Here is a 15,222-nt window from a genome sequence, read left to right on the forward strand (position 1 = left end):
GAAGACCTGAGTGTGTGCCGAAATTAGCCGCGCGTCAATATGGCTACTCGGTGCGGAGGGCGCCCATCGAGTCGCCGATGCGTCGCAGGCCCGTGCGCAGCCGGTACTTCGCGGTCCCCTCGGGGATGCCCAGCTCGATCGCCACTTCCCGGTAGGTCAGGCCGTAGTAGTACGCCAACGCGATCGCCTCGCGGTACAGCGGCGGCAGTTCGTGCACGGCCGCCCGTACCAGCTTCGCCATCGTGCTGGCCTCGACGTCCTCCTCCACGTTCGGGGCCGGCACCGCCTGCCCGGCCAGCAGCAACGTGTAGCGGTCGCGGGTCACCTGCCGGCGCCGCCAGTCGATGGCCCGCCGGCGCGCGATCATGCACAGCCAGCCGCGCAGCGGCGCCTGCCCGGGGTCGTACCGCTCGGGCCGCTGCCAGAGTTCGACGAACACCTCCTGCGTGACGTCCTCCGCCGCGCCGTGGTCGTGCGTGATCCGCAGCGCGATCCCGTACACGGCAGCGGAGTACAGGTCGTACGCCTCGGCCAGCGCGTCCGCGCGCCCGGCCGTCAGCGCTTCCCGCATCGTGGCGTCGTCGCGAGCCGAACCCACGTCAGTCACACCCCAAGGTCGCGGCAACAGTGATGAGGTCGGCGCCGGCCCGCTCGTCGCCGCGGATCCGCACGCCCGTTTCGGCCGGCGTCACGCGGCCGGCCATGAGCCGGCAGAACCCTTCCGCGGAGAGCTCGAGCTCGGCCACCGGGCCGTCGTCGGTCGCGGTCCGCGCAGAGCTCAGCGGGACCGCGTGAGCGCCGCCGCCGGGACCGGTGAGCCGCAGCCGCACCCAGCCGGTGCGCCCTTTCCCTGCGGCGTCGATGGCTCCGGGCAGCAGCGCCAACCCGAACCGCACGATGCGGTCGACGTGGTCGGGTGGCGGGGACTCGGGTGGCAGCCGCAGCGTGCCCCGGAGGTCCTCGGCGTGGATCCACGTCTCGAACGCCCGTTGCGTGATCGCCTCGACCAGCGGCTTGCGCACCCCGGGCGCCCCGGCCAGCGGCACCGGCCGCGCGAGCAGTCCACCGTCGGCTCCGGCGATCGTCCGAATCATTCCGTCGGTCTGGTGCCGCCACCGCCGGCTGGCGACCTGGGTGGGCCGTGCCCGCCGCCCGGCGGCCGCGGCCGGCGCCACCCCGATGCCGGCGGCTACCAGGTGGTCGCTCTCGGCCAGGTGCACCACGAGGTCGTGCACCGTGCGGTAGGGACCGCTGGGCAGGAACCACTGGTCGTCGGTGAGCGCCGTCAGCAGCCCGCCGAACGCCGCGACCTGGATCGTGTACGCGTCGAGCAGCGTTCCCGTGGCCGCCGGTGCCGCCGGCCGGGCCGCACCGGCGGCGGCGAGCACCCGCGCCCGGAGCGGGGCGGGCGGCGGTGCCGTGTTCGTGCTTCCGATGCCGTACGCCACACCCACCAGGGCATCGACCTCCGCCGCACACGACGGGCATGCGATCGCGTGCGCCCGCACCGTGGCCGTCTCGGCCGGCGGACACGCGTCGAGCGCGAACGCGCCGAGGAGGTCGACCGGGTGCGGCCGACGGACCGCCGCCCCTCGCATGTCGTGGCTCCGCATAGGCTGGATCGCTTTCTGTACGCCGGCCGATGCGCCGACGCTATCCGCGCCCGGTGAGCCGCCCGTGAGTCCGGCGTGAGCCCCGCAGGCCACGCCCGCGTCGCCGCGTCGGCTACGTCAGGTCCGGCGTCAGGTCCGCTTCAGGTCGCGAGGATGGCCGTCAGGAGGGCGGCGGCGCGGCGCCGGTGCGTGGCCCGTTCCCGCGGCGTCGGCGCGGTCTCGGCCGCCAGTTCGTGGGCGCGGGCCGCACCCAACCGGTGACCGGTCGCGGCGTGGACCGCCAGCGCCTCGGTGGCGCACGCGAACGCCCGCTCCCGGCGTCCCATCGTGATCTCCGCCGCGGTCAGGGCGTTCAACGCGTTGCCGGCCAGCATGCGGTAGCCGCGTTCGCGGGCGATCGCCAGGGCCTCGCGCGCGCGGCGCAGGCTCTCCGCGCCCGACGCCACCTCCGACAGGCCGACCAGCGCGACCGTCTCCAGGTACCGGTTGCCGATCCCGCCGGCCAGCGTCACGCCCTCCCGGTAGCCGGCGTACGCGGCGTCGGCGTCGCCGAGCGCCTTGTGCACGCTGGCCAGCGCGAGCACGGCCTCCGCCCGGTCGTACGGACGGCCGCCGGACGCCTCGGCGCGGGCCACCGCGCCACGGGCCACGTCGAGGGCCTCGCTCAGCCGACCCGCGTCGCGGTGCACCCCGGCCAGGACGCACATCGTGCTGCTCTCGGTCCTGCGGTCGCCCAGCTCCCGGTGCACCGCCAGCGCCTCGGTCACCGCCGCGGTCGCCTCGGACAGGCGGCCCAGCCGCAGGTACGCGTCGGCCAGGTTGGCCAGGTTGCGCCCCTCGCTCACCCGCGAGCCGAGGGTGCGGTGCAGCTCCAGCGCGGCGGCGAGGTTCGACGCCGCCAGGCGCAGCTCCCCGCGCACGCCCTGCACAAGTGCGAGGTTCGCCAGTTGGCCGGCTTCGCCGGCGACCACCCCGGTGCGGCGGTGCATCTCCAGCGCCCCGGAGTAGGTGTCGGCGGCCTCGTCGAGCCGGTCGAGCTCCAGGTAGACGTTGCCGAGGTTGCCCAGGGCCGCCGCTTCGCCGGGTTTCCAGCCGGCGTCGCGGCAGGCGGCCCGGGCGGCGGTGTAGCCGGCGATCGCGTCGTCGTAGCGGCCGGTCATCAGGTAGAGCATGCCGAGGCTCAGCCGGGCGGCGGCCTGGCCGGCGAGGTCGCCCTCGGCCTCGGCGGCACGCAGGGCGGCGGAGCCGACGACCTCCCAGTCGGCCACGTTCATGCGCAGGTACAGGAAGCCGCGCAGGGAGTCGGCCAGGCGCCAGGCGCACCGGCGGGGCCCGTGTGCGGCGGCGTACCGCACCGCCGCGACGAGGTTGCCGCGTTCGGCGTCGAGCCAGGCCGACGCCTCCAGGTCGGTGGCGAACAGCTCCGGGTCGGCGTGGCCGCCGGGCAGCCGCAGGATCATCGGGTAGAGCAGGTCGGCGGCCGCGTCGGCGCCGCGCAGGTACCACTCCAGGAGGCGGTCGCGGGCATCCGAGGCGTCGACGGCTTCGGCTTCGGCTTCGGCGAGCCTGGCGGCGAAGCACCGCATCAGGTCGTGGGCGCCGTACCGGCCGGGCGCCACCACGTCGAGCAGACCCGCCGCCGCGAGCCGCGACAGTGCGCGCGCGGCGGCCGCGACCGGCACCGACGCCATCGCGGCCATCGCCGGCGCGCTGACGTCGGGGCCCGGCACGAGCCCGAACAGCCGGAAGACGGCCCGGGTGTCGGGCGGCAGCAGCGCGTACGAGTGCTCGAAGGCCGCCCGCACGCCGGCCTCCGGGTCGCCGTCGGGTTCCAGCGCCGACAGCGGGTCGCCGGCCGACAGGTGCGCCACGTAGGAGGAGATCGAGTCGAGGTTCGCCGCCGCGATGCGCAGCGCGAGCGGCAGGTGGCCGCACAGGTCGGCCAGGGCCGCCGCGGCCTCCGGTTCGGCGCTCACGCGGTCGCGGCCGAGCAGCGTCTCGAGCAGGTCGCGCGACTCGCCGGGGGTGAGCACGTCGAGGGTGAGCCGGGTGGCGCCGTCGCGGGCGACCAGGCTGCCGAGCGAGTCGCGGCTGGTGATCAGCACCAGGCAGCCCGCGCCGCCGGGCAGCAGTGGCCGCACCTGGTCGGGGTGCCGCGCGTTGTCGAGCACCACCAGCACGCGGCGGTCGGCGAGCAGGGTCCGGTAGAGCGCGGCGGCCGCCTCCAGGGTCGCGGGCACGGCGTCGGGCACCACGCCGAGAGCGGGCAGAAAAGCGGACAGGACCTCGATGGGACGCACGGGAGCGCCCGACTCGTACCCGTGCAGGTTCACGTACAGCTGGCCGTCGGGGAACCGGTCTCTGACCTGGTGCGCCCAGTGCACGGCGAGCGCCGTCTTGCCGATGCCGGCGGTGCCGGTGATCGTCGAGAGGACCAGCACCGGCGTGGCTCCGGAGCCGTCGGGCAGCAGCGCGTTGAGCTGCTTCAGTGGCAGGTCGCGGCCGGTGAACCCGGCCACGGCCGCGGGCAGCTGGGCGGGGACCGAGGGCAGCGGGACCGGCGGCTGAACCGGCGGCCCGACCGGCGGCCCAGCCGGCGGGTCAGCCGGCGGGTCAGGCGGCGCGGCCCCGGACTGCTCCACCAGGAGCTGCTGTTGCAGGTCACGCAGGGCGGCGCCGGGCTCCAGGCCCAGCTCGTCGACGAGGGCGCGGCGGGCCTGCTGGTAGGCGGCCAGCGCCTCGGCCCGCCGGCCACCGGCCCGCAGCGCCCGCAGGTACAGCTCCCACAGCCGTTCGCGCAGCGGGTGCTCGGTCACCAGCCGGCCGACGTCGTCGGCCACCTCGCCGGCCCGGCCGAGCGCCAGCAGGGCGGCGGCGCGCTCTTCGAGGGCCGAGATCCGGCTCTGCCCGAGGCGGGCCGCCCACACGGTCACCGTGGGGCTCGCCGGAACGTCCGCGAGCGCCGCGCCGTGCCAGAGCGCCAGCCCCGCGTCCAGATGTTCGAGCGCGACCGCCGGCGTCCCGTCCGCCACCGCGCGGCGCCCGGCCACGACGCGGCGCTCGAACACGACGGCGTCGATCTCGTCGGCGGTGGCCGCCAGCTCGTAGCCGTGGCCCCGCGTGACGAGGCGGCTCGCGTCGCCGAGGGCCCTGCGCAGCCGCATGATGTAGCCGCGCAGGGTGCTCTGTGCCTCCTTCGGCGCCGCGTCACCCCAGAGCTCGGTGATCAGGCGCTCGGTGCTGACCACCGCGCCGGCGTCGGCGAGCAGCACCGCGAGCACCACCCGCTGCTGCCCGGCGGAGACCGGCGACCAGGTGGTGCCGTCGCGGATCCGCATCGGACCGAGCAGCCGGAATCGCACGGTCCCGGTCACAAATAGACGGTACTGGTGTCGATGGGCCCGGATGCCGGTCAGGAATCCGACTCACGGTCCGCTCTCGGGTTCGGCCAGGCGGCGCCTGGCCTCGGCCCAGGTCGGCGGCTCGGCGGCCGGTGCCGACCAGAAGCGGAACGTCGCCTCCGCGGTCGCCGACCGGTACTTCCGCATCACCGACCGGTGCGGTTCGGCCGTCACCAGCGCCTTGATGGCCGCGTCGTCGCGCCACGAGCTGAGCGTGAGGAACTCCCGCCGCAGCGGGTGGGCCTCCAGCGAGACGCCGTACGCGCCGGCGGTGCGGCGTACCTGGCGGTGGATCCGCATCGAGTCGAGGAAGAACGGGAGCACGTGGCGCCAGGTCCGCAACGTGAACCGGGACGCCATGATCACCGCTTCCGTTCCCGCGGGCCTCCCGACCGTGGCCCAGGGCAGTGTCGGCATGTCAGTCTCCAATCTTGACACCGACAAGATTGCTCCGGACCGGCCATCTTGTCAATGTCTAGATTCAGGTATGCTGCGTGGCGTGACCGACGCGCCGCGTCCGTACCACCACGGCGACCTGCGCCGCGCCCTCCTCGACGCGGCGCTCGCCCTGGTCGCCGAGCGCGGGCCGGCCGCGCTGAGCCTGCGCGAGGTGGCCCGGCGTGCCGGTGTGTCGCACGCGGCGCCGGCGCACCACTTCGCCAACAAGGCCGGGCTGCTCACCGCGATCGCCGCGGAGGGCTACCGGCGGCTGGCCGACGCGCTGGCCGGCGCCGACGACTTCCAGGAGAAGGGCGTCGCGTACGTCGTGTTCGCCACCGAGCACCCGGCCCACTTCGCGGTCATGCGCGCGCCGGACCTGCTGCGCACCGACGACGCCGACCTCGTCGCCGCCGAGACAGCGGCGGCCGAGCAGCTGCGTGCCGGCGCGAACGCCCGGATGACCCGGGTCGACCCGGCCGCACCGGTCGCGGCGTGGGCGCTCGTGCACGGGCTGGCCAGCCTCCTGCTGGAGGGCAACGTTCGTCCGGAGGCGGGCGAGACCGTCGAGTCGCTGGCCCGGGCGGTCACCGGTCACCTGCGCACCGAATGAGTCTCTGGCGCAACCGCGACTTCATGCTGCTGTGGAGCGGCCAGGTCGTCTCCACGCTGGGTACCCGGATCAGCGGGATCGCGTACCCGCTGCTCGTGCTCGCGCTCACCGGGTCGCCCGCGCAGGCCGGCCTGGTCGGGTTCGCGCAGGGGCTGCCGTTCCTCGTGTGGTTCCTGCCGGCGGGAGCGCTGGTCGACCGGTGGCCGCGCAAGCGGGTCATGCTGGTCGCCGACCTCGGCCGCGGGCTGGCCCTGGGCACGGTGGCGGCGGCGGTGCTCGTCGACCGGATCACCGTCGCGCACCTGCTGCTGGTCGCGTTCGTCGAGGGGACGCTGTACGTCTTCTTCCTGCTGGCCGAGGGCGCCGCGCTCCCCCACGTGGTGCCCCGGCCCCAACTGTCGACGGCCATCGCCCAGAACCAGGCCCGCGACCAGGGCGCCGACCTCGTCGGACAGCCGCTGGGCGGGTTCCTGTTCGGCCTCGGGCACGCGGTGCCGTTCGTCGTCGACGCGGTGTCGTACCTGGTGGCGTTCGTGGCCCTGCTGCCCATCCGGCCGGTGCTGGAGGACAGGCCCGCCGCGGCCCGCCGCCACCTGGTGGCCGAGATCGCCGAGGGGGTGCGCTGGCTCTGGCGGCAGCGCATGATCCGCACGCTCGTGGGTCTCATCGCGCTGTCGAACTTCACGTTCAACGCGCTGTTCCTGGTGATCATCGTTCGGGCCCGCGACCTGGGCGCGTCGCCGCTCGCGATCGGTCTCCTGCTCGGCACGTTCGGGGTGGGCGCCCTCGTCGGCGCGCTGGCGGCACCGGTGGTGCAGCGCCGGGTGGCGCCGAACGTGGTCCTGGTCGGGTCGCTGTGGGTGTGGGCGGTGCAGCTCGTGCTGCTCGCGGTCGCGCCGAACCTGTTCCTGCTCGCGGCGGTGTGCGCGCTGGGCACGCTGGTCGGGCCGGTGTTCAACGTGGTGGTGGCGGCCTACCGGTACGCGCTGACCCCGGACCGGCTGCAGGGCCGGGTCTCGAGCGTGGGGCGGCTGGTCGCCTGGGGCACCCTTCCGCTGGGGGCCCTCGTGGGCGGGCTGGCGGTCGAACGGTTCGGCGCGGTACCGACGTTCGCCGGGCTGGCGGTGGTCGCGGTCGCGGTCGCCGTCGCGGGGACGGCCACTTCACACGTACGGCGGGCTCCGCGGGTGGAGACGCTGCCCTGACGAGCGCGGGTCTACTACCGTCTGTTCATGCGTGACCGCGACAAGGTGGTGACCGCCGGCTGGCTGCTCCTGCTCGGCGCCGCCTGCGTCGCCGGGTTCCTGGCCCTGGTGCGGTTCTTCGTCCGCACCGAGCACGGCCAGAAGATCGACACGATCGCGCTCACCGGCAACTCCATCGGCCAGGCCCGCATCGACGACCTGGTCGACACGCTCCTCAACGCGATGTCGGTGGTGTCGCTGGCGATCGCCGCGGCGACGCTCGCGTTCATCGCGCTGATCCGGGGACGGCGTGGGCTGGCACTGATGGTGCTGCTGCTGATCGCCGGCGCGAACGTCACCACGCAGCTGGCCAAGGCCGCCATCACCCGTCCGAACCTCGGTGTCGACGTCGAGCGGGCCGCGGCCGGCAACAGCCTGCCCAGCGGGCACACCGCGGTCGCGGCCTCGGTGGCGATCGCGCTGGTGCTGGTCCTTCCGCCGCGGATCCGGGCGCTCGGCGCGTTCCTCGCGGCCGGCTACACCGCCCTGGCCGGGGTGGCGACGATGTCGGCCGGCTGGCACCGTCCGAGCGACGCGATGGCCGCGCTGCTGGTCGTCGGTGGCTGGACGGCCGCGGTCGGCCTTCTGCTCCTGCTGCTGCAGCGCCGCACCGACCACGCCAGCGGCCGCGAGGCCCACCCGGCGAGCGCCGTGCTCCTGGTGGCGGCCGGGGTGGCGCTGCTCCTCGTGGCGGCGGTGGCGATGGAGCTGACCGAGCAGGTCCGCGACTTCGATCCCGACGAGTTGGGCCGCCGTCGGCTGTTCGCCGCCTACGCCGGCGGGGCGGCGGGCATCGGAGGCACCGCGTTCCTGCTGGTGGGCGCGCTGTTGGCGCTGGTACACCGGCTGGTTCCCCAGCGCGCGCCACGCGGTCCCGACGCGCCGGGGCAGTTCGAGCGCCCCCTGTTCGGCGACCGCGAACCCACCACGGTCGTCCTTCGCGCCCAACCGCCCCCGACGGCACGCACCCGCCCACCCGCGCCCGTGTTCACCCCGCCGACCGACACCCCGACCATCCGCGCTGGTGCCGCCGAACCACCGACCGTCCGTCTGGGTGCGACCGACCCTCCGACGGTGCGCCTGAACCCCGACGACCCGTCCCCGCCCTCCCCGCCGCGCTGATCTTGCAGTTGTGGCCTCCCCCAAACCCGCACAAACGGGGCGATAAAGGCGGCCATAACTGCAAGATCGCGGCGCGGGAAGCGGGGGCGCGGCGCGGCGCGGGGGTGGGGGTCAGGTCGTGGCTTCGGACTCGTGGGGCTGGCGGGGAGCGGGGATGCGCGGGGTCGGCGCGTCGTTCTCGGGGGTCGCCGGGCGGCGGTGGCGGCCGGGCTGTGCCGGTTCGGCGGCTCCGCCGCCGTTCGCGCGCAGGTGGGTGGTCCTGATCCGGCCAAGGGGCGGTCGAGCGGACACGGGCGTCTCCAAGCGTCGGCGGGCCGGGCTCGGTTTCGCCATTGGCTCCCCGCCGGGCCAAAGGGCGACCAGCTACCACCCGGCGGATCAACGCACTCCCGTTGCTGAGAAACACTCTGTAACCCGGGCGGCAACCATGCTGTCGGGCGATCGGACGGTTACTCGCGCCAACCGACCATCTCGACGCCGCGGCCCACGTCGACCCGCACACCGAGCAGCACCTCGGCGACACCTCCGGGCGGCAGCTCGAACCGCCACGTCAGCAGACCCAGCTCGGTGCGCTCCGACGGAGCGGGGTGCAGGTGCAGCTCGCGCACCGCGATGTTCTCGTCGCGCGAGACCGGGAGCTGGTCCAGCACGGTCACCCGGGCCGGCCCCGGCGTGTGGTTGGTGACCAGCACCCGGTACTCGACCTCGCGACGGCGCGACGTACTCAGCGTCGGTTTGGTGGCCCGCCGGCCGACCATCGTGCGGTCGACCCGGATCCGGTCGTCGACGCCGAGCGCCAACTCGATCTCCTCGCCCGGCGCCCACATGGCCAGCGCCGCCCTGCCGACGAACACGCCGCTGGAGAACACCGACGCCGGCCCCGGGAGCAGCGTGTGCTGCGACCGGTTGACGACGGTGGCGCGCAGGTGCGCCTCGGCGGCCCGCACCGGCGCGGTCACGTAGTCGAGCGCGGCGTCGAGGTCGATGACGGCCACCGTCGCGCGGTGGGCGGTGCCGTCGCCGGGGACGGCCACCGGACGGGCGGCCCGGTACGTCGACGCCGACACGCCGTGCTCCACGGTCGCGACGGCCTGCTCCAGGACCGGAGGGGGCGAGATGGGAGCGGGCGGCGGTGGACCGCCGGGTGCCGCCATCGGCGCGGCGCCGTACGCCATCGCCGGGTAGGCGATCTGCGGCGGTGGCGGCTGGTACCGGTCGAGGTACCAGGGCGACAGCTCGGGGACCCGCGCCGTACCCGACGGCCGCGCGGTCGACAGCAGCAGCTCGCCCTCCGGCCAGTCCTCCCCGGTGCGCTGGGTCACCAGGCCGAACCAGGTCATCGACAGCTGCTGCCCGTCGACCCGCACGTCGTACACCGACGTCCAGCCGGCCCCGGTGACCAGGTAGGAGAGTTCGAGGGTGACCGTGGCGTCGCCGGTCACGTCGATGTCGACGGCGGCCGCCATGAGGTCGGGCAGCGCGGCGACCGGCTGCGCGGTGCGCCGGTCGATCGCGGCCAGCTCGGCCTCGACGTCCTGACGGCGCCGGGCGTTGGCGCGCCGCTCGGCGCGGACCGCGGTCGCCTGCTCGGCCAGCGCGGCCGCGGTCTCCGCGACCCGGGCCGGGTCGGCGTCGCCGGCGGCCAGCGCCCGCGCGAAAGCCGGGCTCGACCGCTCGCCCAGCCCGGCGAGGAAGTCCAGGCGCTGCTGGAGCACCGCGTCGCTGTCGGCGAGCTCGGCGAGGTCGGCGGTGAGCTCGCGGCGTCGTTCGGCCAGTTCCGCCGCGGCGGGGTCGGTGGGACGGCTGTGGCTGCGCCGCACCACGTCGACGCCGAGGACGGTGGCCGGCCCCTGCCCGCCGACCCGCACCGAGTCGGCCGAGACCTGCAGCGGCAGCCTCTCGAAGTACACCTTCCGCCGCCCCGGCGGCAGGTCGACCGATCCGCGCCGGGTGATGCGCGCCTGGTCCGGATACACCGTCACCGAGACGATCGCGGCGTCCACAACAGCATCCACCCGACCGACCCTAGCGGCCGTGATCAAAGCCGTGAGCCGTGACCGGCAAAGGCGCCGGGCCCGGACACGTGACGTGTCCGGGCCCGGCTGAGGGGTGGGTGGCGCTTGTCAGAACCGGTCGAACTCTAGAACCTGTCGAACTTGGACTCGTCGAAGTCGCTCCCGTCGTCGACCTCGACGAAGGGGCGGTTCATCACGGCGACCTGGCCGCTGCCGCCCGGTCGACCACCGCCGGTGGCGGCCCGGCCCCGGTTCGCCGGCCGGCTCGGGGCGGCGGCGGGCTTGGCGGCCCGTCCGGCGGAGGCGGACGGGCGCGCCGTGCGGCCCTCGTCCTTGATCGTGAAGAAGCTCATCACCGACCGCAGCTGACCGGTCTGCGCCGACATCTCCTCGGCCGTGGCCGCGAGCTCCTCGCTCGACGAGGCGGTCTGCTGGGTCACCTTGGCGATCTGGTTCATCGCCGTGTTGATCTGCCGCACGCCCGACGACTGCTCGGTGCTGGCCGCGGCGATCTCCTGCACCAGGTCGGAGGTGCGGGTGATGCCGGGGATGATCCGCTTCAACAGGTCGCCGGCGCGTTCCGCGGTGCGCACGCTGCCGGCGGCGAGCTCGCTGATCTCCTGGGCGGCGACCTGGCTGCGCTCGGCGAGCTTTCCGACCTCGGTCGCCACGACGGCGAACCCCTTGCCGTGCTCGCCGGCCCGGGCCGCCTCGATGGTGGCGTTCAGCGCGAGCATGTTGGTCTGGAAGGCGATGTCGTCGATGATGCCGATCTTGCTGGTGATCTCCTTCATCGCCTCGACCGTCTCCTGAACGGCGGTGCCGCCCTCGGTCGCCTCGGTGGCCGCGTTGGTGGCGATGCCCTCGGTGGCCGTCGCGTTCTCGCTGTTCTGCGCGATCCCGGCGGTCATCTCCTCGATGCTGGCCGAGGTCTCCTCGACGCTCGCGGCCTGCTCGGTGGCGGCCTGCGACAGGCCCTGCGACGCGCCGCTGATCTGGTCGGAGGCGTTCGACAGCTGGGTGGCCGACTCGATCACCGTGCTGACGGTGTCGGAGAGGCGGTCGAGCGCGCTGTTCAACGCCGTGGCCATCTGGCCGACCTCGTCGCGGCCGGCCACGTGCAGGCGCTGGTTGAGACGGCCCTCGGCGAGGCCCTCGAGGACGGTGACGGTGTGCCGCAACGGCGTGCTCACCGACTTCGTGATCATCTGGACCACCACGAGCATCAGCAGCAGCGCCAGGGCGATCGCGCTGAACAGCACGACGCGGCTGGTGTTGTAGGCCGCCGCGGAGGCGTCGAGGGAGGACTTCGCGTCACTCTGCTCGTTGGTGACGAGGTTGGCGATCGACCTGTCGATGGTCTCGGAGATCGGCGTCACCCGCTCGCTGCTGACCCGGCTGAACTCCGCCAGGTTGTTCGCCGCGGCGAGGGGGATCAGCTGCTCCTGCGCGAGAGCCTTGTAGCCCCGCCAGGCCTCGTTGAACGCGTCGCGGTCGGCGGCGACGTCGTCGGCCCCCGTCTCCAGGAATTCGGCCCATTGGGCGTCGAGGTGGGTCATCGCGTCCTGCACCTTGCGCGTGGCGGCGGCGTTCGCCTCCGCACCGGTCGCGATCGCCACACCGCGCATCTCGAACCGCACGTTCTTGAACCCGAGGGCCACCGAGTCGAGGACCTCGATGCTGTGCAGGTTCTCGTTGTACAGCAGCTTGAGCCGGTCCTGGGTCTCACCGACGAGGTAGATGCCGTACAGCCCCACCGCGAGCAGCAGAACGGTGACCACACCGGCCAGGCTCCGGAGCTTCCAGGCGATCGGCAGGTCGCGGAACGCCGACCCGATCGAGCGCCGCGGCGCTTCCATGGTGTCTGCCATCGAGGAACTCCTTAAACGCAACCGGTCTCCACCAACCCATCGGCTCGTGGACACAGCAGATGAAGGAAATTCGGCTACCGGGCGGCAACCGGGGTGCGCTCCACGTGCCCGGCCACCAGTGGACCGACGTCGACGATCAGCGCGATGCCGCCGTCGCCGAGCATCGTCGCGCCGCTGATCCAGGTGAGGCCGGTGAACAGCGGTCCCAGCGGTTTGATGACGGTCTGGAACTGGCCCAGCAACGCGTCGACGACGAGACCGGCACGCTGGCCGGACTCCTCGACCACCACCACGCTCTGACGGCGCGGCGGCTCGTCGTCGATGCCGAACAGGGGACGCAGGCGGATCAGGGGCAGCACCTCGCCCCGCAGGTTGATGCAGTCCCGGTGGGACGCCTCGACGGCGAGTTCGACGCACTCGGTCACCCGGTCGAGCGGCACGACGAACGACGATCCGCCGACGCCCACGAGGAAACCGTCGATGATGGCCAGGGTCAACGGGAGCCGGATCCGCAGCGTGGTGCCGGCGCCGAACGTCGACTCGATCTCGACCGACCCCCGCAGCGCCTGGACGTTGCGCTTGACCACGTCCATGCCGACGCCGCGGCCGGACAGGTCCGACACGGCGGCCGCGGTGGAGAAGCCCGGCTCGAAGATGAGGTCGAAGACCTCCTGGTCGGTCAGCACCGTTTCGGGCTCGATCAGCCCGCGCTCGACGGCCTTCGCCAGGATCCGCTCGCGGTCGAGGCCGCCGCCGTCGTCGGACACCTCGAGCACGATGGAACCCGCGTCGTGGTAGGCGTTGAGCTGCAGGGTGCCGTGTGCGGGCTTGCCGCGTCGCTGCCGCTCCGCGGGCAGTTCGACACCGTGGTCGAGGCTGTTGCGCACCAGGTGCATCAGCGGGTCGCTGATGCGTTCGACGAGCGCCTTGTCCATCTCGGCGTCGCCGCCGGTGATGACGAGGTTGACCTCTTTGCCGAGGGACGCGCCGATGTCACGCACCACGCGCTCGAACCGTCGCAGCGTCGACCCGATCGGGACCATCCGCAACGACAGCGCGCTGTGCCGAACCTGCTCGACGAGGCGCATCACCTCGCCGCTGGTCTCCGACATGCCCACGAACCCCGCGCTGGCCGCGGCGGCCGCCGACGCCGAGGCGGCGGCCTGCGCGATCACGAGCTCGCCGACGAGGTCGATCAGCTTGTCGAGCCGGCCGGCGTCGACCCGGATGGTCTGCGCGTCGGGCGAGCGCGTCTCGCCGCCCTTGCGCTGCTTGCGCAGCGCCGCGTCGACCACCTGCCGCGGCACGATGCCCTGGTCGACGAGGATGTCGCCGACGAGGCTCAGCGACGCGTCGGCGCCGCCCGGCCGGCCGCGCTGGACCTGCAGCGCGCGGTCGAGCTCCTGCTGGGTCACGGCGCCGCTGCGCAGCAGGATGTCGCCGAGCCGGTCGGACTGCGGCATGGCCCGGATGCGGTTGATGAACCGGTCGACGTCGGTCTCGGCCGGAACGATGGTGATCTCGCTGTCGTCGCGGACGAACTCGAAGACCCCCTCGATCTCGCCCTTGTCCACAGTGGACGACAGGTCGACCTCGAACGTGAGGTAGCACGTCTCCGGGTCCATCTCGGCGGCCTCGGGCAGCGCGTCGGTCATCGTGACGACGCGCTCGACCGTTCCGAGGCTGCCGAGGTACCGCACGAACGACAGCGGGTCCATGCCGTTGCGCAGGCAGTCCGGCCCGAACCGCAGGCAGAGGCGCCAGTTCGCGACCTCCTCGGTGGGTGCGGCCACGTCGGGGGCGGCCACTTCCTCGGGACCCACGTGGGCGCCGCCGAGGAACGGCTCCAGCGCCGCGAGCAGCCCGGCGGCCTGCTCCTCCTCGGCGGGGTCGGGCAGGAGGCGGCCGCCCGCGATCGCCTCGACCTGACCGGAGAGGTGGTCGGCGCACGGCAGCAGCGCGCTCACCAGACCCGGTGTCACGTCGAGCTGGCCGGCGCGCACCATGTCGAGCACGGTCTCCACGACGTGCGTGAAGCGCACCAGGTGGTCGAGCCCGAACAGGCCGGAGGACCCCTTCAGCGTGTGCGCGCCCCGGAAGATCGCGTTGACCGTCTCGGCGTTGCCGGGGTCGCCCTCCAGCTCCAGCAGGCCGTCCTCGATCTGCTGGAGCAGTTCGCGCGCCTCGGTGATGAAGATGTCGAAGGCGCCCTGCACGTCGTCGTCGGTGAACATCAGGCCTGGCTCATCTCAGGGGAACACACCTCGTCCGTCAGGCCGGTCAGGTCGAGTACCGCCCGCACCGGCGCGCTCGGGGAGTGGAACTGCAGCGGGACGCCGACGCGCTCGGCCTCGCGCACGGCCAGCAGGAGCACCTGCAGCCCCGCGGTGTCGACCTCGGTGACACCGGACAGGTCGACCGACACCGCGGCGTCGCCGGTCAGCAGCGCCTGCAGGCGCTGGTTCTGCGCGGCCACCGTGACGATGGTCAGCTCACCGTCCACTGTGGACTGCAGCGCCTTCACGGCGCTATGAGCTTCGCGACGGCGGCGAGCATCTGCGGTGGCTGGAACGGTTTGGTCACCCACGCCTTCGCACCGGCCGCCTGCGCCTGCTTCTTCTTGTCCTCCTGCGACTCGGTGGTGAGCATGATGATCGGCGTGAACTTGTACGCCGGCAGCTTCTTCACCTCCGAGACGAACGTGATGCCGTCCATGTTGGGCATGTTGACGTCGGAGATGATGAGGTGCACCCGCTGGCCGTTGAGCTTCTGCAGCGCGTCCTTGCCGTCGACCCCGGTGATCACGTCGTATCCGGCGCCCTTCAGTGCGATGCTCACGACCTGTCGCACCGACGCCGAGTCGTCGACGACGAGGATGGTCTTGGACATGGATCCCCCGGTTGTG

The 15,222-nt window shown here is 73.5% G+C and carries 12 protein-coding genes; 3 read left to right on the forward strand and 9 right to left on the reverse strand.

What is annotated here, in order from left to right; all coding sequences use genetic code 11:
• Positions 1-43: 43 nt before the first annotated feature.
• From Voc01_RS25065 to Voc01_RS25080, 4 genes are all read right to left on the reverse strand, one after another.
• On the reverse strand, positions 44-598 hold the full coding sequence (locus Voc01_RS25065) for an RNA polymerase sigma factor (RefSeq protein WP_203929974.1): 555 nt from the start codon (positions 596-598) through the stop codon (positions 44-46).
• 1 nt (position 599) lies between these two features.
• Positions 600-1,598 (reverse strand): maleylpyruvate isomerase family mycothiol-dependent enzyme, encoded by a 999-nt coding sequence (locus Voc01_RS25070; RefSeq protein ID WP_203929975.1) that lies wholly within the window; start codon positions 1,596-1,598, stop codon positions 600-602.
• Positions 1,599-1,753: 155 nt separating this feature from the next.
• Positions 1,754-4,987, reverse strand: coding sequence for an AfsR/SARP family transcriptional regulator (locus Voc01_RS25075; RefSeq protein ID WP_203929976.1), 3,234 nt, complete (start codon positions 4,985-4,987; stop codon positions 1,754-1,756).
• A 51-nt stretch (positions 4,988-5,038) separates the two neighbouring features.
• Positions 5,039-5,431, reverse strand: coding sequence for a DUF3291 domain-containing protein (locus Voc01_RS25080; protein WP_203929977.1), 393 nt, complete (start codon positions 5,429-5,431; stop codon positions 5,039-5,041).
• A gap of 82 nt (positions 5,432-5,513) precedes the next feature.
• Here Voc01_RS25080 and Voc01_RS25085 point away from each other — a divergent pair, with 82 nt between their 5' ends.
• Genes Voc01_RS25085 through Voc01_RS25095 form a run of 3 tightly spaced genes read left to right on the forward strand, consistent with a single transcriptional unit; the run spans position 5,514 to position 8,431 of the window.
• Complete coding sequence (locus Voc01_RS25085; protein ID WP_239160472.1) at positions 5,514-6,065, forward strand: TetR/AcrR family transcriptional regulator; 552 nt, start codon at positions 5,514-5,516, stop codon at positions 6,063-6,065.
• The gene (locus Voc01_RS25090) at positions 6,062-7,270 is read left to right on the forward strand and encodes an MFS transporter (protein ID WP_203929979.1); all 1,209 of its coding nucleotides are present in this window, start codon (positions 6,062-6,064) and stop codon (positions 7,268-7,270) included. Before Voc01_RS25085 ends, Voc01_RS25090 begins: the two co-directional genes overlap by 4 nt.
• A 27-nt stretch (positions 7,271-7,297) precedes the next feature.
• Positions 7,298-8,431, forward strand: coding sequence for a phosphatase PAP2 family protein (locus Voc01_RS25095; RefSeq protein ID WP_203929980.1), 1,134 nt, complete (start codon positions 7,298-7,300; stop codon positions 8,429-8,431).
• 449 nt (positions 8,432-8,880) lie between these two features.
• Here Voc01_RS25095 and Voc01_RS25100 read toward each other — a convergent pair whose 3' ends face one another.
• The 5 genes from Voc01_RS25100 to Voc01_RS25120 all read right to left on the reverse strand — a co-directional run bounded on the left by Voc01_RS25100 (position 8,881) and on the right by Voc01_RS25120 (position 15,206).
• Positions 8,881-10,446 (reverse strand): mucoidy inhibitor MuiA family protein, encoded by a 1,566-nt coding sequence (locus Voc01_RS25100; protein WP_203929981.1) that lies wholly within the window; start codon positions 10,444-10,446, stop codon positions 8,881-8,883.
• 125 nt (positions 10,447-10,571) lie between these two features.
• A complete protein-coding gene (locus tag Voc01_RS25105) occupies positions 10,572-12,317 on the reverse strand; it encodes a methyl-accepting chemotaxis protein (protein WP_203929982.1) in 1,746 nt (581 codons plus the stop codon).
• 74 nt (positions 12,318-12,391) lie between these two features.
• Positions 12,392-14,551, reverse strand: a complete 2,160-nt coding sequence (locus Voc01_RS25110) for a chemotaxis protein CheA (protein WP_203929983.1) — start codon at positions 14,549-14,551, stop codon at positions 12,392-12,394.
• Entirely contained in the window at positions 14,551-14,841 is a 291-nt protein-coding gene (locus Voc01_RS25115) for an STAS domain-containing protein (RefSeq protein WP_203929984.1), read from the reverse strand. Before Voc01_RS25115 ends, Voc01_RS25110 begins: the two co-directional genes overlap by 1 nt.
• Positions 14,838-15,206, reverse strand: a complete 369-nt coding sequence (locus Voc01_RS25120; RefSeq protein WP_203929985.1) for a response regulator — start codon at positions 15,204-15,206, stop codon at positions 14,838-14,840. Before Voc01_RS25120 ends, Voc01_RS25115 begins: the two co-directional genes overlap by 4 nt.
• Positions 15,207-15,222: the final 16 nt, after the last annotated feature.

This window comes from Virgisporangium ochraceum, from assembly GCF_016863655.1.
Taxonomy (GTDB): Bacteria; Actinomycetota; Actinomycetes; order Mycobacteriales; family Micromonosporaceae; genus Virgisporangium; species Virgisporangium ochraceum.